Raw genomic sequence first — 21,621 nt, forward strand, 5'->3', positions numbered from 1 at the left:
CGGCTATACTCCCCAGCATTTGAAATGGCCCCGAGGGACTGACTGTGAAGAACTGGACGTTGCGCCAACGCATTTTGGCGAGCTTTGCGGTAATTATTGCCATCATGCTGCTGATGGTCGTCGTCTCGTATTCGCGGCTGTTGAAGATCGAGGTCAGCGAAGACAGCGTTCGTGAGGACGCGCTTCCCGGGGTGTATTACAGCTCGACGATTCGTGGCGCCTGGGTCGACAGTTTTCTCAAGATCCAGGAAATGCTGGGCTTTAAGGAAGGGCAGGGCATCAGTGCCAAGGACGCCGCCGACTTCAAAGGCTTTGAAACGCGTGTGCAGGATGCGATCAATAACTATCGCGCCACCGTCACGACGGATGAAGACAAGGTCGAATTCGCGGCCTTTGAAAAACTCCATGAGGATTACGCCAGGATTCTGGCCGCGGTGCTCGACTTGCATAAGCGCAATGAGGAGGCCGAGGCCATCAAGTTGTTAAATGAACAACTGACCCCGGCGTGGACTGCGGGGCGCATGAAGCTCAACGATATCCTCCGGGAAAACAAAGCCGTGGCCGACAAGGACATGGCGAACATCGATGAAGCCGTGGTCACCGCGAAAGTCATCATGGGCCTTTCCCTGTTGGTGGCGGTACTAGCCGCCGGTCTCTGCGGACTGCTGCTGATGCGCGCGATCATGGCGCCGATGAACCGCATCGTGCAGATCCTCGAGATCATGCGCACCGGGGATTTGAGCGGTCGCTTGAACCTGGAGCGCAAGGACGAATTCGGCGCCGTGGAAACCGGCTTCAATGACATGATGGTTGAGCTCACTTCCTTGGTGTCCCAGGCTCAGCGCTCGTCGGTGCAGGTCACCACCTCGGTCACCGAAATCGCCGCCACCTCCAAACAGCAGCAAGCCACCGCCACTGAGACCGCCGCCACCACCACCGAGATCGGCGCGACATCCCGTGAAATCGCCGCCACCTCGCGCGATCTGGTCCGCACCATGACCGAAGTCTCCACCGCCGCCGATCAGGCCTCGGTGGCCGCCGGTTCCGGGCAGCAGGGGCTGGCGCGGATGGAAGAGACCATGCACTCGGTGATGGGCGCCGCGGATCTGGTGAACGCCAAGCTGGCGATTCTCAACGAGAAGGCCGGCAACATCAATCAGGTGGTCGTGACCATCGTCAAGGTGGCGGACCAGACCAACCTGCTGTCCCTGAACGCCGCCATTGAAGCCGAGAAGGCCGGTGAATACGGCCGCGGATTTGCCGTGGTCGCCACCGAGGTGCGGCGTCTGGCGGACCAGACCGCCGTGGCCACTTACGACATCGAGCAGATGGTGCGCGAGATCCAGTCGGCGGTGTCGGCCGGGGTCATGGGCATGGACAAATTCTCCGAAGAAGTGCGCCGCGGCATGTCCGAGGTACAGCAAGTCGGCGAGCAACTGTCGCAGATCATTCATCAGGTTCAGGCGCTCGCGCCTCGGGTGTTGATGGTCAACGAAGGCATGCAGGCTCAGGCCACGGGCGCCGAACAGATCAACCACGCGCTGGTGCAGTTGGGCGATGCCAGCAGCCAGACCGTCGAATCCCTGCGCCAGGCCAGTTCCGCCATCGACGAGCTGAGCCAAGTGGCCGTCGGGCTGCGTAGCGGCGTTTCGCGATTCAAAGTCTGATGAGCGAACTCACGGCCAAACGCATCGCCGTGAAGCCGGCGTTGCACGCATTGTTTCTGGTGTTTCGCATCGGCAGCGAGCGCTATGCCCTGCAAGCGATCGAGGTGGCGGAAGTGTTGCCGCGTCTGCCGTTGAAGCCGATTCCTCGCGCGCCGGACTGGGTCGCCGGAGTGTTCGCCTATCGCGGCGCGGTGGTGCCGGTGATCGACCTCAGTGCGCTGACGTTCGGTGTACCGGCTCAGGCCCGCACCAGCACGCGATTGGTGCTGGTCAATTACCGTCCGGATGAAACCGCTGAAGCGCAGTTGCTCGGGCTGATCCTGGAGCAGGCTACCGACACGCTGCGCTGCAACCCGGCGGATTTTCAGCCTTATGGCCTCGACAATCGCCAGGCGCCTTACCTCGGGCCTGTTCGTGAAGATGCGCAAGGTTTGCTGCAATGGGTGCGCGTTGCCGATCTGCTGGATGAACAGGTGCGCGCGCTGCTGTTTCCGTCACAGCCGCTGGATCTGGCGGCGCTTGAGGAGCGTCCATGAGCAGCGATCAGCGGTTTTTCGATTTTCTCAAGGAGCGCATCGGCCTCGATGTGACCTCGGTGGGGCCGGCGATCATCGAGCGTGCCGTGCGCCAGCGCAGCACCGCATCGCGGTCGCAGACGGCCGATGAGTATTGGCACACCTTGCAAGGCTCGCGGGATGAGCAGCAAGCGCTGATCGAAGCGGTGATCGTTCCCGAAACCTGGTTTTTCCGTTACCCGGAATCCTTTGCCACCCTGGCGAAACTGGCGGCCAAACGACTGGCCGACATCAACACCATGCGCGCGCTGCGAATCCTCAGCCTGCCGTGCTCCACCGGCGAAGAGCCCTATTCCATCGCCATGGCGTTACTGGATGCCGGATTCAAACCGCACCAGTTCAAAGTCGAAGGCATGGACGTCAGCCCGCTGTCGGTGGAAAAAGCCAAACGCGCGCTGTACGGCAAGAACTCGTTTCGTGGCCAGGACCTCGCGTTTCGCGAACGGCATTTCATCGTTGAAGACGATGGCTATCGCCTCAGCGAGCGCGTGCTGGATCAAGTGCGTTTGCAGGTGGGCAATCTGCTGGATCCGGCGTTGCTGGCCAGCGAAGCACCGTATGACTTTGTGTTCTGCCGCAACCTGCTGATCTATTTCGATCAGCCCACCCAGCAGCAAGTGTTTGAAGTGCTCAAGCGGTTGACCCATGTCGACGGTGTGCTGTTTATCGGTCCGGCCGAGGGCAGTTTGCTCGGGCGCTTGGGTATGCGCTCGATTGGAATCCCTCAATCCTTCGCGTTCAGTCGTCAGAGCGCGCCTGAGCCTGTTCCAGCCTTTGTGCCGCCCCCGCTGCCGGCGCGTCAGCCGGTGCGCAGCGTGACGCCGCCGCCCGTGCGCCCCCGACCTTTCGCAAGCGTGACGCCGCTGCCCGTGATAACCAAAGCCGCCAACCCGGACGCCGCCACGCTGCAGGCAAACATCGCCGCACTGGCCAACGAAGGCAAAAGCGCTGAAGCCCGCGCCGCGTGCGAAAGCTATTTGCGCAGTCACGAACCGGTGGCCCAGGTGTTTTACTGGCTGGGACTGCTCAGCGATGTCGCCGGCCGTGCCCTCGAAGCCCAGGGGTTTTATCGCAAGGCGTTGTACCTCGAACCGCAACATCCCGACGCGTTGATGCACCTGGCGGCCTTGCTGCAATCCCAGGGCGATACGGCGGGCGCCCGACGATTGCAGGACCGCGCCGCCCGCAGCGAGCGCGCAGACAGTGAGCGCAAACGATGAACGCTGCCGACACCTTTAGCCTCACCCATGAAGATGCCCAGGCCATCGACGATTGCTGGAACCGCATCGGTATCCACGGCGACAAGTCCTGCCCGCTGTTGAGCGAACACATTCACTGCCGCAATTGCGCGGTGTATTCGGCCGCCGCCACGCGTTTGCTTGACCGCTACGCGTTGCAGCAGACAGACCGCGGACAAGTCTCGGTCGCGGTCGAGAGCGATGTGAAAACCCGCTCGCTGTTGATGTTTCGTCTTGGCGAAGAATGGCTGGGCCTGGCCACCCGCAGTCTGGTGGAAGTGGCGCCGCTGCAAGCCATTCATTCCCTGCCGCACCAGCGTTCCCGGGCCTTGCTCGGTGTGGCGAACGTGCGCGGCGCGCTGGTGGCGTGCCTCTCGCTGGTTGAATTGCTGGGCCTGGATGGCGCGAGCAGCGTAGCGTCCGGTGCGCGCGTGATGCCGCGGATGCTGATCATCGCCGCCCACGGTGGGCCGGTGGTGGTGCCGGTGGATGAAGTCGACGGCATCCATGCCATCGACGAACACACCCTTGATGCGGCGTCCCGGTCCGGCAGCCAGGGCAGCGCCAAATACACCCGTGGCGTGTTGCAATTCAAAGGTCGCAGCCTGCGTTGGCTGGATGAAGAACAACTGCTGTCCGCCGTGACCCGGAGCCTCACATGACCCCCGAGCAAATGCGCGACGCCTCTTTGCTGGAACTGTTCAGCCTGGAAGCCGAGGCCCAGACCCAGGTGCTGAGCACGGGGCTGCTGGCGCTTGAACGGGACCCGACCCAGGCCGATCACCTCGAGTCGTGCATGCGCGCGGCCCACTCGCTCAAGGGCGCGGCGCGAATTGTCGGCGTCGATGCCGGGGTCAGCGTTGCCCATGTGATGGAAGATTACCTGGTCAGCGCCCAGGAAGGGCGCCTGTACCTGCGGCCCGAACACATTGATGCACTGTTGCAAGGCAACGATCTGCTGATGCGGATTGCGACGCCGAGCGACGCTCCGGCGCCTGCGGACATCGAAGCTTACGTCGTCTTGATGGGACGGCTGCTTGTTCACATGGCTGCGGCTGCCCCCATCGCGCCGCCGATGGCAGAAATTCAGCTGGAACCGCCGACGCCCAAGGTTGAGCCGCCCATGCCGGCCGCCACCGAAGCCCCCGCGGCAGCGCCCGCCGAGCCAGCGCCCAAGACCAAACGCACCACCGAGAACGGCGAACGCGTCCTGCGGGTCACGGCCGAACGCTTGAACAGCCTGCTCGACCTGTCGAGCAAATCCCTGGTGGAAACCCTGCGGCTCAAACCGCACCTGGCCACCATGCAGCGCTTGAAGCGCATACAGAACAACAGCCTGCGGGCGCTGGAAAATCTCAACGTCCATCTCAAGGAACAGACCCTGAGCCTGGAGGCCCGGGAAGCCCTCGATGATGCTCGCCGGTTGCTGGCGGAATCCCAGCAATTGCTGGTGGAAAAGAACGCCGAGCTGGATGAATTCGCCTGGCAGGCCAGTCAGCGCGCGCAAGTCTTGTACGACACGGCGCTGGCCTGTCGCATGCGGCCGTTTGCCGATGTGCTGACCGGGCAAGTGCGCATGGTCCGCGACCTGGGTCGCAGTCTTGGCAAACACGTACGGCTGGAGATCGAGGGCGAGAAAACCCAGGTCGACCGCGACGTCCTGGAAAAACTCGAAGCGCCACTGACGCACCTGCTGCGCAATGCCGTCGATCACGGCATCGAATCCCCGGAGGAACGACTGCTGGCCGGTAAACCGGAAGAAGGTTTGATCCGCCTGCGTGCGTCCCATCAGGCCGGTCTGCTGGTGCTGGAACTGAGCGATGACGGCAACGGCGTGGACCTGGAAAAGGTCCGCCGCAGCATCATCGAACGCCAGTTGTCCCCGCCCGACACCGCCGCGCAGTTGAGCGAAGAGGAACTGCTGACGTTTCTGTTCCTGCCGGGCTTCAGTCTGCGGGACAAGGTCACCGAAGTGTCCGGACGCGGCGTCGGCCTCGACGCGGTTCAGCACATGGTTCGTCAGTTGCGCGGCGCGGTGGTGCTGGAGCAGACGGCGGGCGAGGGCAGCCGTTTCCATCTTGAAGTGCCGCTGACGCTGTCGGTGGTGCGCAGCCTGGTGGTGGAGGTCGGCGACGAGGCGTATGCGTTTCCGCTGGCTCACATCGAGCGCATGTGCGACCTGGAGCCAACGGACATCGTGCAGGTCGAGGGCCGTCAGCATTTCTGGTACGAGGGCCGACACGCCGGATTGGTCGCTGCGAGCCAGTTGCTCCAGCGTCCGGCGAGCGCGAATAGCCAGCAAACGCTCAAGGTCGTGGTCATCCGCGAGCGCGATGCGATCTACGGCGTCGCGGTCGAGCGGTTTATCGGCGAGCGTACGCTGGTGGTCCTGCCGCTGGATGAGCGTCTGGGCAAAGTACAGGACATCTCCGCTGGCGCCTTGCTCGACGACGGTTCGGTGGTGCTGATTGTCGACGTCGAAGACATGCTGCGGTCCGTGGATAAACTGCTCAATACCGGTCGCCTGGAGCGTATTGCCCGCCACAGTAATCAGGCGGTCGAAGCGGCGCGCAAACGGGTCCTGGTGGTCGACGATTCGCTGACCGTCCGCGAATTGCAGCGCAAGTTGTTGCTCAATCGCGGCTACGACGTGGCGGTGGCGGTGGATGGCATGGATGGCTGGAACGCCCTGCGTTCGGAGGATTTCGATCTGCTGATTACCGATATCGACATGCCGCGCATGGACGGCATCGAACTGGTGTCTTTATTGCGCCGGGACAATCGATTGCAATCGCTACCGGTTATGGTGGTGTCCTACAAGGATCGCGAAGAAGACCGTCGTCGTGGACTGGACGCCGGGGCCGACTATTATCTGGCCAAAGCCAGTTTTCATGACGACGCCCTGCTTGATGCAGTGGTCGAGCTCATCGGAGGAGCGCGGGCATGAAAATTGCGATAGTTAACGACATGCCCATGGCGGTAGAGGCTTTGCGCCGCGCCTTGGCATTTGAGCCGGCGCACCAGGTGATCTGGGTCGCCGGCAATGGGGCCGAGGCGGTGCAACGTTGCGTGGAATACACCCCGGACTTGATCCTGATGGACCTGATCATGCCGGTGATGGACGGCGTCGAGGCGACCCGGCGGATCATGGCCGAGACGCCGTGCGCCATCGTGATTGTCACGGTCGACCGCCAGCAGAACGTGCACCGGGTGTTCGAGGCCATGGGGCATGGAGCTCTGGACGTGGTCGATACGCCGGCGATAGGTGCGGGCAATGCCCAGGAAGCGGCGGCACCGCTGCTGCGCAAGATCCTGAACATCGGCTGGCTGATCGGCGACAAGGGCAATCGGGTGCAACCTGCACCGAGTGCGTTGCGCCACTCGGGCTCCCGGCAAAAACTGATCGCCATCGGTTCGTCCGCCGGCGGGCCGGCAGCACTGGAAGTACTGCTCAAGGGGCTGCCGCGAGATTTCCCGGCCGCTATCGTGCTGGTGCAGCACGTCGACCAGGTGTTCGCCGCCGGCATGGCCGAGTGGCTCAGCAGCGCCAGCGGCCTGAACGTGCGCCTGGCCCAGGAAGGCGAGCCGCCGCAGGCGGGCACCGTGCTGCTGGCCGGCACCAACCACCATATTCGCTTGTTGAAAAACGGCACGCTGGTGTACACGGTCGAGCCGGTCAACGAGATCTATCGGCCCTCGATCGATGTGTTTTTCGAGAGCGTGGCCCGTTACTGGAACGGCGATGCCGTGGGTGTTTTGTTGACCGGCATGGGGCGCGATGGCGCGCAGGGGCTTAAACTCATGCGTCAACAGGGCTACCTGACCATCGCTCAGGACCAACAAAGCAGCGCGGTGTATGGCATGCCGAAAGCGGCAGCGGCCATCGACGCGGCTGTAGAGATTCGCCCGCTGGACAAGATAGCGCCACGATTGCTGGAGATTTTCGCCAAATGACTATGCTTAGCAGCAATCCTGGTCCAGGCAGCACTCAGGTGACCGCACATGAATGACTTACAGCTCGACGGCTTCAAGAGCGACGAAAACGCCGCCATGGTGTTGTTGGTGGACGATCAGGCCATGATCGGCGAAGCGGTGCGCCGCGGGTTGGCGAATGAAGAAAACATCGACTTCCACTTCTGCGCGGACCCGCATCAGGCCATCGCCCACGCGGTGCGCATCAAGCCGACGGTGATCCTTCAGGACCTGGTCATGCCCGGCCTCGACGGCCTGAGTCTGGTGCGTGAGTACCGCAATCACCCGGCCACCAAGGACATTCCGATCATTGTGCTGTCGACCAAGGAAGACCCGCTGATCAAAAGCGCGGCGTTCGCGGCCGGGGCCAATGATTACCTGGTCAAACTGCCGGACAACATCGAACTGGTGGCGCGCATCCGCTATCACTCGCGCTCCTACATGACCCTGCTGCAACGCGACGCGGCATACCGCGCGTTGCGGGTCAGCCAGCAGCAATTGCTCGACACCAACCTGGTGCTGCAACGGCTGATGAACTCGGACGGCCTGACCGGGCTGTCGAACCGCCGGCATTTCGACGAATACCTGGAGCTGGAGTGGCGGCGTTCGATGCGTGAACAGAGTCAACTGTCGCTGTTGATGATCGATGTCGACTACTTCAAGTCCTTCAACGACAGTTTCGGCCACCTCGAAGGCGATGAAGCCCTGCGCAAGGTCGCCACAGCCATCCGTGACGCCAGCGCCCGGCCTTCGGATTTGCCGGCCCGTTACGGCGGCGAAGAGTTCGTCCTGGTCCTGCCCAATACCTCGCCGGTCGGTGCGCGGCTGGTGGCGGAAAAACTGCGCCAGACCGTGGCCGGGTTGAAGATTCCGCACATTTTTCCGAGCGAAGGTTCAAGCCTGACCATCAGCATTGGCTTGTCGACCATGACCCCGCAACCGGGGAGCGATAGCCGGCAATTGATCCTGGCGGCGGACAAGGGGCTGTACCTGGCGAAGAACAATGGGCGTAATCAGGTGGGGATTGAGTAGTGGGCGACCGGGTTTGTGGGTATAGCCCCCCCGGCTGGCAAATACCCCTGTGGCGAGGGAGCTTGCTCCCGCTGGGCAGCGAAGCGGCCCCTCTTTCCACAAAAAGAAGGGGACTGCTGCGCAGTCCAGCGGGAGCAAGCTCCCTCGCCACAGATTCACTTGGCGTTCGCTTTAATCATTCGCCGCTAAAGCCGCCAGGCGGGCTGCCGTGACAGTCTGATTACGTTATACTCGCCGGCTTTAAAAAGTTCGCCAACGAGTGCTGCCCGCCATGGAAATCAACCCGATCCTTAACAGTATCAAGGACCTGTCCGAGCGCTCCGAAACTATTCGGGGGTATCTTTGACTACGATCAAAAGCATGAGCGTCTGACTGAAGTCAATCGCGAGCTTGAAGATCCGTCTGTCTGGAACAACCCGTCGTACGCTCAGGAACTGGGCCGCGAGCGGTCCCTGCTGGCGCAGATCGTCGAAACCCTCGACGAAATGCACACCGGCCTGGCCGACGCCAAAGACCTGCTGCTGATGTCCGCAGAGGAAGAAGACCAGGCCGCCGTCGATGACGTTGCCGCCGAAGTCGAGCGTCTGCGCGAGTCCCTGGAAAAACTCGAATTCCGTCGCATGTTCAGCGGTGAAATGGACGCCAACAACGCCTACCTGGACATCCAGGCCGGTTCCGGCGGCACCGAGGCCCAGGACTGGGCCAACATCCTGCTGCGCATGTACCTGCGCTGGGCTGACAAACGCGGTTTCGACGCGACCATCATGGAGCTGTCGGCCGGTGAAGTCGCCGGGATCAAGGGCGCCACCGTGCACATCAAGGGCGAATACGCCTTTGGCTGGCTGCGTACCGAAATCGGCGTGCACCGTCTGGTGCGCAAGAGCCCGTACGACTCCGGCAACCGCCGTCACACCTCGTTCTCGGCCGTGTTCGTATCGCCGGAAATCGATGACAACATCGAAATCGACATCAACCCGTCGGACCTGCGCATCGACACCTACCGCTCCTCCGGTGCCGGTGGTCAGCACGTAAACACCACCGACTCGGCCGTACGTATCACCCACGTACCGACCAACACCGTGGTCAGCTGCCAGAACGAACGCTCCCAGCACGCCAACAAAGACACCGCGATGAAAATGTTGCGGGCGCGCTTGTACGAGCAGGAAGTGCAGAAACGCAACGCCGCCTCGCAAGCCCTGGAAGAGACCAAGTCGGACATCGGCTGGGGTCACCAGATTCGCTCCTACGTGCTCGATGCGTCGCGAATCAAGGATTTGCGCACCAACATCGAACGCAGCGACTGCGACAAGGTGCTCGACGGCGACATCGACGAATACCTGGTGGCCAGCCTGAAACAAGGGCTTTAAGGCACGCGCTACAGGGGCGTCGTACCCTGTAGGAGCGAGGCTTGCCCGCGAACCCCGGCGAATGCCGGGGGCAACGAACCTGTGATGGAATATTTAAAGACATGAGCGACCTAGAACTCGACCCGCAAGCCCTGCAACAGGAAGAAAACTCCCTGATCGCCCTGCGCAAGGAAAAGCTTGCCGCCGAGCGCGCCAAGGGCAATGCCTTCCCGAACGACTTCCGCCGCGACAACTACTGCGAAGACTTGCAGAAACAGTACGCGGACAAGACCAAGGAAGAGCTCGCAGAGGCTGCAATCCCGGTCAAGGTTGCCGGTCGCATCATGCTCAACCGTGGCTCGTTCATGGTGATCCAGGACATGACCGGTCGCATCCAGGTTTACGTCAACCGTAAAACCCTGTCGGAAGAAACCCTGGCCGCGGTGAAAACCTGGGACATGGGCGACATCATCGCCGCCGAAGGCACCCTGGCCCGTTCCGGCAAGGGCGACCTGTACGTCGAGATGACCAGCGTGCGCCTGCTGACCAAATCCCTGCGCCCGCTGCCGGACAAGCACCACGGCCTGACCGACACCGAACAGCGCTACCGCCAGCGTTACGTTGACCTGATCGTCAACGAAGAAGTGCGCCAGACCTTCCGCGTGCGTTCGCAAGTCATCGCTCACATCCGCAGCTTTCTGATGAAGCGCGACTTCCTCGAAGTCGAAACGCCGATGCTGCAGACCATCCCGGGTGGTGCGGCGGCCAAGCCGTTCGAAACGCACCACAACGCGCTGGACATGGAAATGTTTCTGCGTATCGCGCCGGAGCTGTACCTCAAGCGCCTGGTGGTTGGCGGCTTCGAGAAAGTCTTCGAGATCAACCGCAACTTCCGTAACGAAGGCGTTTCGACGCGTCACAACCCTGAATTCACCATGTTGGAGTTCTACCAGGCGTACGCCGACTACGAAGACAACATGGACCTGACCGAAGAACTGTTCCGCGAGCTGGCGCAGCTGGTGCTGGGCAGCACCGACGTGCCTTACGGCGACAAAGTGTTCCACTTCGGCGAACCGTTCGTGCGTCTGTCGGTGTTCGACTCGATCCTCAAGTACAACCCTGAGTTGACCGCTGATGATCTGACTGACATCGACAAGGCCCGTGCCATCGCCAAGAAGGCCGGCGCCAAGGTGCTGGGCTTCGAAGGTCTGGGCAAACTGCAGGTGATGATTTTCGAAGAACTGGTCGAGCACAAGCTGGAGCAGCCGCACTTCATTACCCAGTACCCGTTCGAAGTGTCACCGCTGGCCCGTCGTAACGACGACAACCCGAACGTCACCGACCGTTTCGAGCTGTTCATCGGTGGTCGTGAAATTGCCAACGCCTATTCCGAGTTGAACGACGCGGAAGACCAGGCCGAGCGTTTCATGGCGCAGGTGGCCGACAAGGACGCCGGCGACGACGAAGCCATGCACTACGACGCCGACTTCGTTCGCGCGCTGGAGTACGGCATGCCGCCAACGGCCGGTGAAGGGATCGGCATCGACCGTCTGGTGATGCTGCTGACCAACTCCCCGTCGATCCGCGACGTGATTTTGTTCCCGCACATGCGGCCGCAAGCGTAAGTGTTTCAAACAAAAAGCCGCCTAAATCAGGCGGCTTTTTATTGCCTGTCTGGTACAAACGTATCAATTGGTTACTTTGAAATGAAAGAGGAATACCTGTCGTGAACCGTGCAATGGCTCTAGAGGGTGCAGCGGGTATCGCCACTGCGGTCGCGGAAAGTGTTCAGTACCAGGGCCGCAAGGCCAGCCGCCAGGGCAGCGAGCAGCGTCGACAGGACATTCTCGATGCGGCGATGCGCATTGTCGTGCGCGATGGCGTGCGGGCCGTGCGTCACCGTGCAATCGCCGCCGAAGCCTGTGTGCCGTTGTCCGCCACCACTTACTATTTCAAGGACATCGATGACCTGCTCACCGATACCTTCGCCCAATACGTGGAACGCAGCGCGGCATTCATGGCCAAGTTGTGGGTGAACAACGAAGGCTTGCTGCGCGAGATGGTCGTCAGCGGCGACGGCAGTCCCGAGTCGCGCTCGCAATTGGCGGACGATATTGCGCGGTTGATGGCGGACTATGTTCATCGGCAACTGATCAACCGTCGCGAACATTTGATGGCCGAGCAAGCGTTCCGTCAGGAAGCGTTGCTCAACCCCCGCCTGGCGGAGTTGGTGCGCTCGCATCAGCAAATTCTCCTTCAGGGATCGTGTCAGCTTTTTCAGGTTTTGGGCTCCCGTGAACCACAACAGGATGCCAAAGTGTTGACGGCGATTATCGGACGGATGGAATATCAGGGCCTGCTCAACGACGCCGAGCCTGCCGCCGAAGAAGAAATGCTCGGCATCCTGACCCGCTACATGCATTTGGTCTTGGCGTCGGTGTAATCCCAAGTGGGAACTCGGTCCCCCGTGGGAGCGGGCTTGCTCGCGAAAGCGGTGTATCAGACAACGGAAATGTTGAATGTTAAACCGCCTTCGCGAGCAAGCCCGCTCCCACATGTACCGGTGTTTACTTGAGGGGATGCTTGTTCATAGGGAGTGTTGAATGAAAGCCTGGCGCGTCGTTGTGATCGCCTTGTCGTTCCTGTTGCTCAGTGGCTGCCTGGTGACCTTCAGGGAGCCTCTGCCCACGAGCGACCCCGCGCCCAAGGGATTGCTCGGCAAATGGACCAGCACCAACGCCTGGGGCGAGCCGATGAACCTTGAGCTGACGCGCATCAGCGACAATCGCTATCAGGCGGTCAGCTACTTCAAGGCCAAACCCAAGGACCGCGAAGCCTATCCTTTCACCGTCTCGCGCCATGGCAGCCGCTGGTATCTGTCGGCGAAAGTGCCGGCGCAGTTCGGCGGGCACTTCACCATTGCCGGTTTCGAACTCACCGACAAGCATGAACTGGTGATCTACAACCTCGACCTCGAGCAGATCAACCAGGCCTTGGGGCAAAAAGTCCTCAGCGGCGAAGGTTTCCAGACCGACGATGGCGACGGCGTGCTGATAGACACCAACATGGATCAGGTCTTCGCTTACCTCGATGATCCGGCCAATTCCGATGTCTTCGTCGAGGCCGTGCGCTATCAGCGCCTGACCAAAGCCAAGTAAACACAGCACATAACGGTTTTTCTACAGGAGTTTCGGGTGGACGATTACCAGCAGTCGATACGCATTTTGTCCGATCGCATTGTGCTGGCGCAGACGCCGATCCGCGTCCTTGATGCGGTCAAATGGGACGAGAGCATTCGCAAGGGATTCCTCAAGGCCAAGGGCAAGGAAATGCCGGCGGTGGACCGCGATTACTACCTGAACCGGCCGCTGTCGTTCGATTCCAGCAAAGTGAAGCTGGAGTTCCAGAACATCGAGCGTGACATCACCCGCCAGCTCGGCCAGTTCAACCCGGTCGGCCAGATCATGCGTCGCATGTGCAAGGAGTACCGCATGGTGGTGCGCATGCTCGAAGCGCGCGGCACCGAGGATTTCGGGCTGATTTCACAAGAGTTGTACGGCGCGGCGTCCGATGCGTTTCACGCGGGTGACCCGACCCTGTCCGACCTGGGCCTGATGCTCTCCGATTATCTGAACAACATCGATGGCCGTGGTGACCTGAAGGATGAGCCGAAAGTCCTCACCGCCAAGGAAGCCGTGAATCTGTTGCAAACCCGGCTGAGCAAAGTGTTTGGCGAGGCCGAGGAAACCATTCGGGTGTTCGAGTCCGACGGGATCGTTGCCGATGCCGCAGCGGGCGCCGACTACATCAAGATCCGCACCGACGCGATGTTCAACGAGCGTGACGTGCGCGCTCTCGAAGTCCACGAAGGGCTGGTGCACGTGGGCACTACGCTCAACGGCCTGAACCAGCCGATCTGCACCTTCCTGTCCAAAGGTCCGCCCTCGTCGACGGTGACCCAGGAAGGGCTGGCGATCCTGATGGAAATCATCACCTTCGCCTCTTACCCGAGCCGCCTGCGCAAACTGACCAACCGCACCCGCGCCATTCACATGGTGGAGGAGGGCGCGGACTTCCTGCAGATCTTCGAGTTCTTCCGCGAACAGGGCTTTGAAATGGCGGAAAGCTACGGCAACGCCAGTCGGGTTTTCCGTGGTTCGGTGCCGAATGGTCTGCCATTTACCAAAGACTTGTCCTACCTCAAGGGCTTTATCATGGTTTACAACTACATTCAGTTGGCCGTGCGTAAGGGCAAGCTTGAGCAGATACCGCTGCTGTTTTGCGGCAAGACCACGCTGGAGGACATGCGCACCTTGCGCCAATTGGTCGATGAAGGGTTGGTGGTGCCACCGAAATACCTGCCTGAACAGTTCCGCGACATGAACGCGCTGTCGGCGTGGATGTGCTTCTCCAACTTCCTGAACCACCTGAGCCTGGACCGGATCGAAGCGGATTACTCCAACATCCTCTAACGTGTACGCCGTCCAAATGTGGGAGCGGGCTTGCTCGCGAAAGCGGTGTGTCAGCCAACAGACATGTTGAATGTTAAACCGCTTTCGCGAGCAAGCCCGCTCCCACATTTGATCCGTGTTTCAACTCTTTCTCGCGAGGTTTCAACGGATGAGAATCCTCGGCATCCTCTGCCTTCTCCTGACCCTCGCCGGTTGCAGCTCGCTGCTGTTCTACCCCGAACCCGGCCAGTTGTTCACCCCGGAAAAAGCCAAACTCGAATACCGAGACGTCACCCTCACCACCGCTGACGGCCTCAAACTGCACGGTTGGTGGCTGCCGGCAAAAAAGGGCGTCGAGGTCAAAGGCACGGTGCTGCACCTGCATGGCAACGGCGGCAATTTGCCGATGCATCTCGGCGGCAGCTGGTGGTTGCCGGAAGAGGGTTATCAGGTACTGCTGATCGATTATCGCGGCTACGGTTTGTCCGAAGGCGAACCGAGTCTGCCGGCGATCTATCAGGATATCGACGCCGCGTTCAAATGGCTCGACCAGGCACCGGAAGTCAAAGGCAAACCGCTGATCCTGCTCGGCCAGAGCCTCGGCGGCTCAATGGCCGTGCATTACCTGGTTCAACACCCCGAACGCCAGAAGCAACTCAAGGCCTTTGTCCTCGACGGCGTGCCCGCCAGTTATCGCAGCATCGGCCAGTTCGCCCTGAGCCATTCCTGGTTGACCTGGGCGTTTCAGGTGCCGCTGTCGTGGCTGGTGCCGGACGGTGACAGCGCGATCCACTCCATGGAACAGCTCAACGGCGTGCCGAAACTGATCTACCACAGCATCGACGATCCGATCGTGCCCCTTTCCAACGGCATCCGTCTGTATCAAGCTGCGCCGCCGCCGCGGGTGCTGCAACTGACCCGTGGCGGTCACGTGCAGACGTTTGCCGATCCGGTCTGGCGCAAGGTCATGCTGCGTTATCTCGATGACCCGCAGCATTTCAACGGCCTGCGCCGACTGGGTGAAATTCCCAATTACCCGGCACCCGAAAATTCTGAAGATGAACCACCAGAGAGCCCGCAATGAGTGAAGAACGTAACGCCATCCCGCTGATCATCACCGGTATCTGCAGCATCCTCGGCACAGTGGCTGCCCTGTGGTGGTACGGCTACCTGCACTTCGCCAAACCCGAAGATGCACTGCTGCTCAGCGACTTCACCATGCTCAAGACCGTGCCGGGCGAAGAGTACAAAGTCTCCCTGGAACCGGCGGCACAAGTGGCTCAGTGCATCGATGGGGTGCTGGTGATGTTCGACACCGAACAGAAAGGCCTGAGTGGCGTGTTGGTCAACAACAAGAAACAGGCCGTGCGTTGCATGGGCCAGGAAACTCCGCAGAAGCTGGAGCAGTAACCGGATCTTGATCGCGACAACGATCAAATGTGGGAGCGGGCTTGCTCGCGAAGGCGGTGTGTCAGCCAACAGAGATATTGAATGATAAGCCGCTTTCGCGAGCAAGCCCGCTCCCACAGTGGGTTAAGTGATCTCCAGACATAAAATGCCCCGCCTGATCAGATCAGGCGGGGCTTTTGCGTTACTGCATGAAGCTTAGTTCGAGCTAACCGCCGAACGCGGAATCACCGGCTGGTTGTCGTTGGAAATGGTCACTTCCACCCGACGGTTCATCGCCCGACCCGAAACGCTGCCGTTTTCAGCAACCGGGTATTCCTTGCCGTAACCCTGGGCAACGATGCGCGCCGGATCAACGCCCATCTTCACCAGTGCCGTGCGCACGGAACCGGCGCGGCGCTCGGACAGGGACTGGTTATGCGACGCCGTACCGGTGCTGTCGGTATAGCCTTCGACAATCACTTTACGGTCCGGGTTTTCCTGAAGGAACTGCGCCAGTTTGTTGATGTTCACCAGGCCGCTGGATTTCAGGTCGGCACGGTCAGTGGCAAACAGAACATCACCGAAGGTTACCAGCGTCCCACGATCGGTCTGCTTGGCGTTCAGGCTGTCCTGCAACTGCTTGATCTGCGCATCGCGAGCATCCAGACGCGCCTGGGCTCGTTGTGCGGCAGCGTTCTTCAGATTGGCTTCAGCGGTGCGCAGGGCGATGGTTTGCTTCGCCACTTCAACGCGCTGATTGGTCAGGTATGCCAGTTGGTCGACTTCGTTCGAGTCTCGCTTGTCCAGATAAGCCTTGTCGGCCTTGTCCAGGTAATCGCTGGCGTCCTTGGTTTCCAGCGCGGCGACTTTGCTCGCCTGCGGGTTGGCTTGCAGGCCGCTGTAATTGGTGCGGGCCTGTTCCAGGTTCGCGTTAGGCGGCGTCGAGCAGGCAGCCAAAGCAACGCTTGCGGCCAGCAGGGCAGGGATCATCAATTGATTGCGCATGTTGGTTTCGTCCTTTTAAGTCGAGTAAGAAGTACGTCGTGGCGGCGCTTATTGCACGGTGCGCTGGCTTTCCTGACGCAGTTCCTGAACCCCTTTCTGAGAGTCCTTCACCGCCTGTTCCGCTTTGAGCGCCTGAGCTTTGCGTTCGGCTACGCGCGCGTCCCACTCGGCCTGTTCGGCGAGCATGCGGGCTTCGTCGTACTTTTTGTCGTGCATGGCGATTTCGGCTTGTTTGAGCTTGTCCTGGGCGGACTTCATCTCAACCGCGGCGAACTCGGTGCCGCCCGCGCTGACGGCGCTGTTCACGGCCGATTGGGTCACGGCGTATTGCTCGGTCGGCGGGTTACCGGCGCAACCGGCCAGAACGAAGCTGGTGCCGATCGCCAGGGCGGCCATTTTCAGACCGCGCAGGTGGTTGAACGAGGACTTGGCAGTGTTGACTTTCATGGTCTTCAACTCCATTGGAAAAACTCCTGAAAAACTTAAAAATCCATCCTGGGCAAGGAGCCGCAACCATCAAATTTCGAAGCGTTTTGAAACGGCCGTCCCAGGCGTGGTTACTGGTTACGACCTTAGGCATTTTTTAAAAGTTCAGAGAAGATGACCTGGCGCCGGAAAAAACTTTGACCGAACGGACAGGGCTCTAAATCGGGAACTTTGGGGTGAGAGGCGGTATGCGCACCTGTAGGAGCGAGCTCGCTCGCGATGGATTTCGACACGCCGCGTTTCTTAAGGAATCGCGCGTTTTCATTGACGACCATCGCGAGCGAGCTCGCTCCTACAGGGGATCCATTGGGGGATAGTCAATGCTTCTGCTTGTCGTTACCGGATGACAAATCATGCAAATGACGACGGGACAACGCGAGAAAACGCGGGGTCGGACCGATGTCTTCGTACAGAGGATCGCCTTCTTCATCGGTGGCCACGACGGTCGAGCCCTTCACATACGGGAAGCTCTTTTCCAGCTCTTCCAGCGCAGCGCCGATCAACTCGCCGAGCAGTTCTTCAGGTTGCCGCTTGGGGTACATCTCGATGACCGCCGCCAATCGTGCGGCGGCCTCCACATCCAGATGAATCGCGTAGCCGGTGTCGGTCAGGCGACCCTTGGCGTTTTCTTCCCAATGGTTGGCAAGCTCGCGGATTTTCATAAAAACCTCATTGCGCGCCTGCTCGTGGCAGGCTGGTGAGTGTCCGGCCATGGCCGGCGAAAGCCGTTGTGCGGCTTACTCTTCAGACTAGCTTGCGGGCCCGAGGTTTAAAGTCCCTTCGTCGTCTGCTTGTAAGAAGCGCTTTACGGCGGCACTCTTTACCCCACGAAGCACACCGGATTTTTCGCTGGAGAACGGCTGATGACCGATATTGATGCACGCTTGCGCGAGGACGTTCACCTGTTGGGTGAGTTGTTGGGCAACACCATTCGTGAGCAGTACGGGGACGGTTTTCTCGACAAGATCGAGCAGATCCGTAAAGGCGCCAAGGCTGACCGTCGCGGTTCGATGGACGCCGAACTGAGCGCCAGCCTCAACCAGTTGAGCGAAGACGAGTTGCTGCCGGTGGCGCGGGCGTTCAACCAGTTTCTCAACCTCGCCAATATCGCCGAGCAATATCAGCTGATTCACCGCCGCGAAGAATCGCAGCCCGCGCCGTTCGAGGCGCGTGTATTACCCGAATTGCTCGCGCGTCTGCTTGCCGAAGGCCACGGTGCCGAGTCGCTCGCGCGGCAGTTGGGACGACTGGAAATCGAGTTGGTGTTGACGGCTCACCCGACCGAAGTCGCGCGCCGCACGCTGATCCAGAAATACGACGCCATCGCCGCGCAACTCGCCGCTCAGGACCATCGCGACCTGACCACCGCCGAACGCGAGCTGATCCACGCAAAGCTACAGCGCCTGATCGCCGAAGCCTGGCACACCGAAGAAATCCGCCGCACCCGCCCGACACCCGTGGATGAGGCCAAATGGGGCTTCGCGGTGATCGAGCATTCGCTGTGGCACGCGATCCCGAACTATTTGCGCAAGGCCGATAAAGCCCTGCATGACGCCACCGGCCTGCATTTGCCGCTGGAGGCCGCGCCGATTCGCTTTGCGTCGTGGATGGGCGGCGACCGCGACGGCAACCCCAACGTGACGGCTGCCGTGACGCGCGAAGTGTTGCTGCTGGCGCGCTGGATGGCCGCTGATTTGTACGTGCGCGATGTCGATCACCTCGCCGCCGAACTGTCGATGCAACAAGCCAGTGACGCGCTGAAAGCCAAGGCCGGCGACAGCGCCGAACCGTATCGCGCCGTCCTTAAACAATTGCGTGAACGCCTGCGCGCCACCCGTAACTGGGCGCATGCCGCCTTGACGACCGCGACGCCAGCGCCCGCCGATGTGTTGCAAAACAACCGCGACCTGCTCGATCCGCTGGAGCTCTGCTACCAGTCGCTGCATGAGTGCGGCATGGGCGTGATCGCCGACGGGCCGTTGCTGGATTGCCTGCGTCGTGCGGTGACGTTCGGGTTGTTCCTGGTGCGTCTCGATGTCCGGCAGGACTCGTCGCGGCACTCGGCGGCGATGACCGAAATCACCGATTACCTCGGCCTCGGTCGGTACGAAGACTGGAGCGAAGAAGAGCGCATCGCCTTCCTGATGCGCGAGCTGAACAACCGTCGTCCGCTGTTGCCGGCGTACTTCAAACCGTCCGCCGACACCGCTGAAGTGCTCGCGACTTGCCGGGAAATCGCCGCCGCTCCGGGTGCCTCGCTCGGTTCGTACGTGATCTCCATGGCCGGCGCCGCTTCCGATGTGCTGGCGGTGCAACTGCTGCTCAAAGAGTCTGGTGTGTTGCGGCCGATGCGCGTGGTGCCGCTGTTCGAAACCCTCGCCGACCTGGACAACGCCGGCCCGGTGATCGAAAAACTGTTGCTGCTGCCGGGTTATCGCGCGCGTTTGCAAGGCCCGCAGGAAGTGATGATCGGCTACTCCGACTCGGCCAAGGACGCCGGCACCACCGCGGCGGCCTGGGCGCAGTACCGGGCGCAGGAACGTCTGGTCGACATATGCCGCGAGCAGCAAGTGGAGTTGCTGTTGTTCCACGGTCGCGGCGGCACCGTGGGCCGTGGCGGCGGTCCGGCGCACGCGGCGATTCTGTCGCAGCCGCCGGGGTCGGTGGCGGGGCGCTTCCGTACCACCGAGCAGGGGGAAATGATTCGATTCAAATTCGGCCTGCCGGACATCGCCGAGCAGAACCTCAATCTGTACCTCGCGGCCGTTTTGGAGGCGACTTTGCTGCCACCGCCACCACCGGAACCCGCCTGGCGCCATTTGATGGACGAATTGGCGGCAGACGGTGTCAGCGCTTACCGCGCCGTGGTGCGGGAAAATCCGCAATTCGTCGAGTATTTCCGCCAGTCCACCCCGGAGCAGGAGTTGGGACGCCTGCCTCTGGGCAGTCGCCCGGCCAAACGCCGCGCCGGCGGAATCGAAAGCCTGCGGGCGATTCCGTGGATCTTCGGTTGGACCCAGACGCGTTTGATGCTGCCCGCCTGGCTCGGCTGGGAAGCGGCGCTGAGCAAGGCGCTGGAGCGCGGTGAAGGCGAGCTGCTGGGGCAGATGCGTGAGCAATGGCCGTTCTTCCGCACACGCATCGACATGCTGGAAATGGTTCTGGCCAAGGCCGACGCCGACATCGCCCGCTCTTATGATGAGCGGTTGGTCGAGCCGGATCTGCTGCCTTTGGGTGCGCACTTACGCGACCTATTGTCGCAGGCGTGCGCGGTGGTCCTCGGGCTGACCGGTCAGTCGCAGCTACTGGCACATAGCCCAGATACCCTCGAATTCATCCGCTTGCGCAACACCTACCTCGACCCGCTTCATCTATTGCAGGCCGAGTTGCTGGCACGTTCGCGACAGCAGGAAGTGGCGCAGGGCAGCCCGGTAGAACAGGCGTTGCTGGTGTCTGTGGCGGGGATTGCCGCCGGTTTGCGAAATACCGGCTAAAGTTTTCGTCGGGGGTTCGCGCAGGACGGGAAAGTACTGTCAGGCGACAGTTAATGATGGGGTTGCGACTTGGTGTACCCGGACGAGAGGTCACGCAAGGCGCGGGTTTCTCCGACTTTCGGCGGCTTGTGTGCGTAGGATCTGCTGTGTATCTTGATCAGCCTTTGGCCGTTTGGGCGGTCACGACCCTGTTTTTGAGATTGGCCCCACGAGGCGAATCCGTTGTTATCTATATAAAAATTGAGGAGCACATCGATGCGCGTCATTCTGCTGGGAGCTCCCGGGGCCGGTAAAGGTACTCAGGCCAAGTTCATCACCGAAAAGTTCGGCATCCCGCAAATCTCCACCGGCGACATGCTGCGTGCCGCGGTCAAAGCCGGCACCGAGCTGGGCCTGATCGCCAAGAGCGTGATGGACAGCGGTGGCCTGGTTTCTGATGACCTGATCATCAATCTGGTCAAGGAACGCATCAGCCAGGCGGATTGCGCCAACGGTTTCCTGTTCGACGGCTTCCCGCGCACCATTCCTCAGGCTGAAGCCCTGGTGAAGGCCGGCGTCGAGCTGGACCACGTTGTGGAAATCGACGTCAAGGACGAAGACATCGTTCAGCGTATCGCCGGTCGTCGCGTGCATGAGGCTTCGGGCCGCGTGTACCACATCGTCTACAATCCGCCGAAAATTGCCGGTAAAGACGACGTCACCGGTGAAGAGCTGGTGCAGCGCAAGGACGATACCGAAGAAACCGTGCGTCATCGTCTTTCGGTTTACCACGCTCAGACCGAGCCTCTGGTGAAGTTTTACCAGGAGCTGTCCGCCGCTCAGGGCAAACCGCAGTACAGCCACATTGAAGGTGTTGGCTCGGTTGAAGCGATCACCGGCAAGGTGCTTGAAGCGCTGAACTGAAAACCGCTTGATCTTCTACGGCCCGCTTGCGGGCCGTAGTTGTTTATACTGACGCACTTTTTT

Annotated in this window: 19 protein-coding genes; 16 read left to right on the top strand and 3 right to left on the bottom strand. The window is 60.9% G+C overall.

Translation table 11 applies throughout. From position 1 onward, the window contains the following. Window positions 1-44: 44 nt before the first annotated feature. From ACA073_RS05410 to ACA073_RS05475, 14 genes are all read left to right on the top strand, one after another. Window positions 45-1,667 carry a methyl-accepting chemotaxis protein gene (locus ACA073_RS05410; protein ID WP_497402173.1) on the top strand — a complete coding sequence of 541 codons (1,623 nt, stop codon included), beginning with the start codon at window positions 45-47 and terminating at the stop codon, window positions 1,665-1,667. Next, window positions 1,667-2,203 carry a chemotaxis protein CheW gene (locus ACA073_RS05415; RefSeq protein WP_497402175.1) on the top strand — a complete coding sequence of 179 codons (537 nt, stop codon included), beginning with the start codon at window positions 1,667-1,669 and terminating at the stop codon, window positions 2,201-2,203. Before ACA073_RS05410 ends, ACA073_RS05415 begins: the two co-directional genes overlap by 1 nt. Continuing rightward, window positions 2,200-3,462: a CheR family methyltransferase gene (locus tag ACA073_RS05420; protein WP_497402177.1), complete on the top strand. Its 1,263-nt coding sequence runs from the start codon at window positions 2,200-2,202 to the stop codon at window positions 3,460-3,462. Before ACA073_RS05415 ends, ACA073_RS05420 begins: the two co-directional genes overlap by 4 nt. After that, the gene (locus ACA073_RS05425) at window positions 3,459-4,142 is read left to right on the top strand and encodes a chemotaxis protein CheW (RefSeq protein WP_497402179.1); all 684 of its coding nucleotides are present in this window, start codon (window positions 3,459-3,461) and stop codon (window positions 4,140-4,142) included. Before ACA073_RS05420 ends, ACA073_RS05425 begins: the two co-directional genes overlap by 4 nt. Beyond that, window positions 4,139-6,427, top strand: a complete 2,289-nt coding sequence (locus tag ACA073_RS05430; RefSeq protein WP_497402181.1) for a hybrid sensor histidine kinase/response regulator — start codon at window positions 4,139-4,141, stop codon at window positions 6,425-6,427. The genes ACA073_RS05425 and ACA073_RS05430 overlap by 4 nt, the downstream gene beginning before the upstream one ends. Beyond that, window positions 6,424-7,434 (top strand): chemotaxis response regulator protein-glutamate methylesterase, encoded by a 1,011-nt coding sequence (locus ACA073_RS05435; protein WP_497402183.1) that lies wholly within the window; start codon window positions 6,424-6,426, stop codon window positions 7,432-7,434. Before ACA073_RS05430 ends, ACA073_RS05435 begins: the two co-directional genes overlap by 4 nt. A gap of 48 nt (window positions 7,435-7,482) precedes the next feature. Continuing rightward, complete coding sequence (locus tag ACA073_RS05440; RefSeq protein WP_497402185.1) at window positions 7,483-8,484, top strand: diguanylate cyclase domain-containing protein; 1,002 nt, start codon at window positions 7,483-7,485, stop codon at window positions 8,482-8,484. A gap of 271 nt (window positions 8,485-8,755) precedes the next feature. Continuing rightward, window positions 8,756-9,851, top strand: a protein-coding gene (gene prfB / locus ACA073_RS05445) for a peptide chain release factor 2 (protein ID WP_139272976.1) whose coding sequence is annotated in 2 segments (ribosomal slippage) — window positions 8,756-8,827 and window positions 8,829-9,851 — 1,095 coding nt in all. Because the reading frame shifts where the segments join, the coding sequence is not laid out codon by codon here. Between the two features lie 101 nt (window positions 9,852-9,952). Then, the gene (gene lysS, locus ACA073_RS05450) at window positions 9,953-11,455 is read left to right on the top strand and encodes a lysine--tRNA ligase (RefSeq protein ID WP_497402187.1); all 1,503 of its coding nucleotides are present in this window, start codon (window positions 9,953-9,955) and stop codon (window positions 11,453-11,455) included. A gap of 101 nt (window positions 11,456-11,556) precedes the next feature. Further along, window positions 11,557-12,273: a TetR/AcrR family transcriptional regulator gene (locus tag ACA073_RS05455; protein WP_497402188.1), complete on the top strand. Its 717-nt coding sequence runs from the start codon at window positions 11,557-11,559 to the stop codon at window positions 12,271-12,273. Window positions 12,274-12,433: 160 nt separating this feature from the next. Beyond that, window positions 12,434-12,988 carry a hypothetical protein gene (locus ACA073_RS05460; RefSeq protein ID WP_497402189.1) on the top strand — a complete coding sequence of 185 codons (555 nt, stop codon included), beginning with the start codon at window positions 12,434-12,436 and terminating at the stop codon, window positions 12,986-12,988. A gap of 36 nt (window positions 12,989-13,024) precedes the next feature. After that, window positions 13,025-14,302 carry a flavohemoglobin expression-modulating QEGLA motif protein gene (locus tag ACA073_RS05465; RefSeq protein ID WP_497402191.1) on the top strand — a complete coding sequence of 426 codons (1,278 nt, stop codon included), beginning with the start codon at window positions 13,025-13,027 and terminating at the stop codon, window positions 14,300-14,302. A gap of 148 nt (window positions 14,303-14,450) precedes the next feature. Further along, the gene (locus tag ACA073_RS05470; protein ID WP_497402192.1) at window positions 14,451-15,365 is read left to right on the top strand and encodes an alpha/beta hydrolase; all 915 of its coding nucleotides are present in this window, start codon (window positions 14,451-14,453) and stop codon (window positions 15,363-15,365) included. Further along, window positions 15,362-15,691: a PA3694 family proteiin gene (locus tag ACA073_RS05475; RefSeq protein WP_497402193.1), complete on the top strand. Its 330-nt coding sequence runs from the start codon at window positions 15,362-15,364 to the stop codon at window positions 15,689-15,691. Before ACA073_RS05470 ends, ACA073_RS05475 begins: the two co-directional genes overlap by 4 nt. A 195-nt stretch (window positions 15,692-15,886) precedes the next feature. Here the strand turns inward: ACA073_RS05475 and lptF are convergent, their stop codons facing one another. The 3 genes from lptF to ACA073_RS05490 form a co-directional block, all read right to left on the bottom strand. After that, complete coding sequence (gene lptF, locus ACA073_RS05480; RefSeq protein WP_497402194.1) at window positions 15,887-16,675, bottom strand: lipotoxin F family OmpA-related lipoprotein LptF; 789 nt, start codon at window positions 16,673-16,675, stop codon at window positions 15,887-15,889. A 48-nt stretch (window positions 16,676-16,723) separates the two neighbouring features. Beyond that, a complete protein-coding gene (locus ACA073_RS05485) occupies window positions 16,724-17,137 on the bottom strand; it encodes a DUF4398 domain-containing protein (protein WP_497402196.1) in 414 nt (137 codons plus the stop codon). A gap of 341 nt (window positions 17,138-17,478) precedes the next feature. Beyond that, a complete protein-coding gene (locus ACA073_RS05490) occupies window positions 17,479-17,823 on the bottom strand; it encodes a pilin assembly protein (RefSeq protein WP_497402197.1) in 345 nt (114 codons plus the stop codon). Between the two features lie 201 nt (window positions 17,824-18,024). On the opposite strand from ACA073_RS05490, the gene ppc reads away from it, so the two are divergent. Then, complete coding sequence (gene ppc / locus ACA073_RS05495) at window positions 18,025-20,655, top strand: phosphoenolpyruvate carboxylase (protein ID WP_497402199.1); 2,631 nt, start codon at window positions 18,025-18,027, stop codon at window positions 20,653-20,655. Window positions 20,656-20,910: 255 nt separating this feature from the next. Continuing rightward, complete coding sequence (gene adk, locus ACA073_RS05500) at window positions 20,911-21,558, top strand: adenylate kinase (RefSeq protein WP_497402201.1); 648 nt, start codon at window positions 20,911-20,913, stop codon at window positions 21,556-21,558. Window positions 21,559-21,621 lie beyond the last annotated feature (63 nt).

This window comes from Pseudomonas sp. LBUM1670 (genome assembly GCF_059695695.1).

Bases quoted from the DNA above. Each gene is read 5' to 3' on its own strand.
- ACA073_RS05415 (WP_497402175.1), top strand. From the start codon at position 1,667: ATGAGCGAACTCACGGCCAAACGCATCGCCGTGAAGCCGGCGTTGCAC.
- ACA073_RS05420 (WP_497402177.1), top strand. From the start codon at position 2,200: ATGAGCAGCGATCAGCGGTTTTTCGATTTTCTCAAGGAGCGCATCGGC.
- ACA073_RS05425 (WP_497402179.1), top strand. From the start codon at position 3,459: ATGAACGCTGCCGACACCTTTAGCCTCACCCATGAAGATGCCCAGGCC.
- ACA073_RS05430 (WP_497402181.1), top strand. From the start codon at position 4,139: ATGACCCCCGAGCAAATGCGCGACGCCTCTTTGCTGGAACTGTTCAGC.
- ACA073_RS05435 (WP_497402183.1), top strand. From the start codon at position 6,424: ATGAAAATTGCGATAGTTAACGACATGCCCATGGCGGTAGAGGCTTTG.
- ACA073_RS05440 (WP_497402185.1), top strand. From the start codon at position 7,483: ATGAATGACTTACAGCTCGACGGCTTCAAGAGCGACGAAAACGCCGCC.
- lysS (WP_497402187.1), top strand. From the start codon at position 9,953: ATGAGCGACCTAGAACTCGACCCGCAAGCCCTGCAACAGGAAGAAAAC.
- ACA073_RS05460 (WP_497402189.1), top strand. From the start codon at position 12,434: ATGAAAGCCTGGCGCGTCGTTGTGATCGCCTTGTCGTTCCTGTTGCTC.
- ACA073_RS05470 (WP_497402192.1), top strand. From the start codon at position 14,451: ATGAGAATCCTCGGCATCCTCTGCCTTCTCCTGACCCTCGCCGGTTGC.
- ACA073_RS05475 (WP_497402193.1), top strand. From the start codon at position 15,362: ATGAGTGAAGAACGTAACGCCATCCCGCTGATCATCACCGGTATCTGC.
- lptF (WP_497402194.1), bottom strand. From the start codon at position 16,675: ATGCGCAATCAATTGATGATCCCTGCCCTGCTGGCCGCAAGCGTTGCT.
- ACA073_RS05485 (WP_497402196.1), bottom strand. From the start codon at position 17,137: ATGGAGTTGAAGACCATGAAAGTCAACACTGCCAAGTCCTCGTTCAAC.
- ACA073_RS05490 (WP_497402197.1), bottom strand. From the start codon at position 17,823: ATGAAAATCCGCGAGCTTGCCAACCATTGGGAAGAAAACGCCAAGGGT.
- ppc (WP_497402199.1), top strand. From the start codon at position 18,025: ATGACCGATATTGATGCACGCTTGCGCGAGGACGTTCACCTGTTGGGT.
- adk (WP_497402201.1), top strand. From the start codon at position 20,911: ATGCGCGTCATTCTGCTGGGAGCTCCCGGGGCCGGTAAAGGTACTCAG.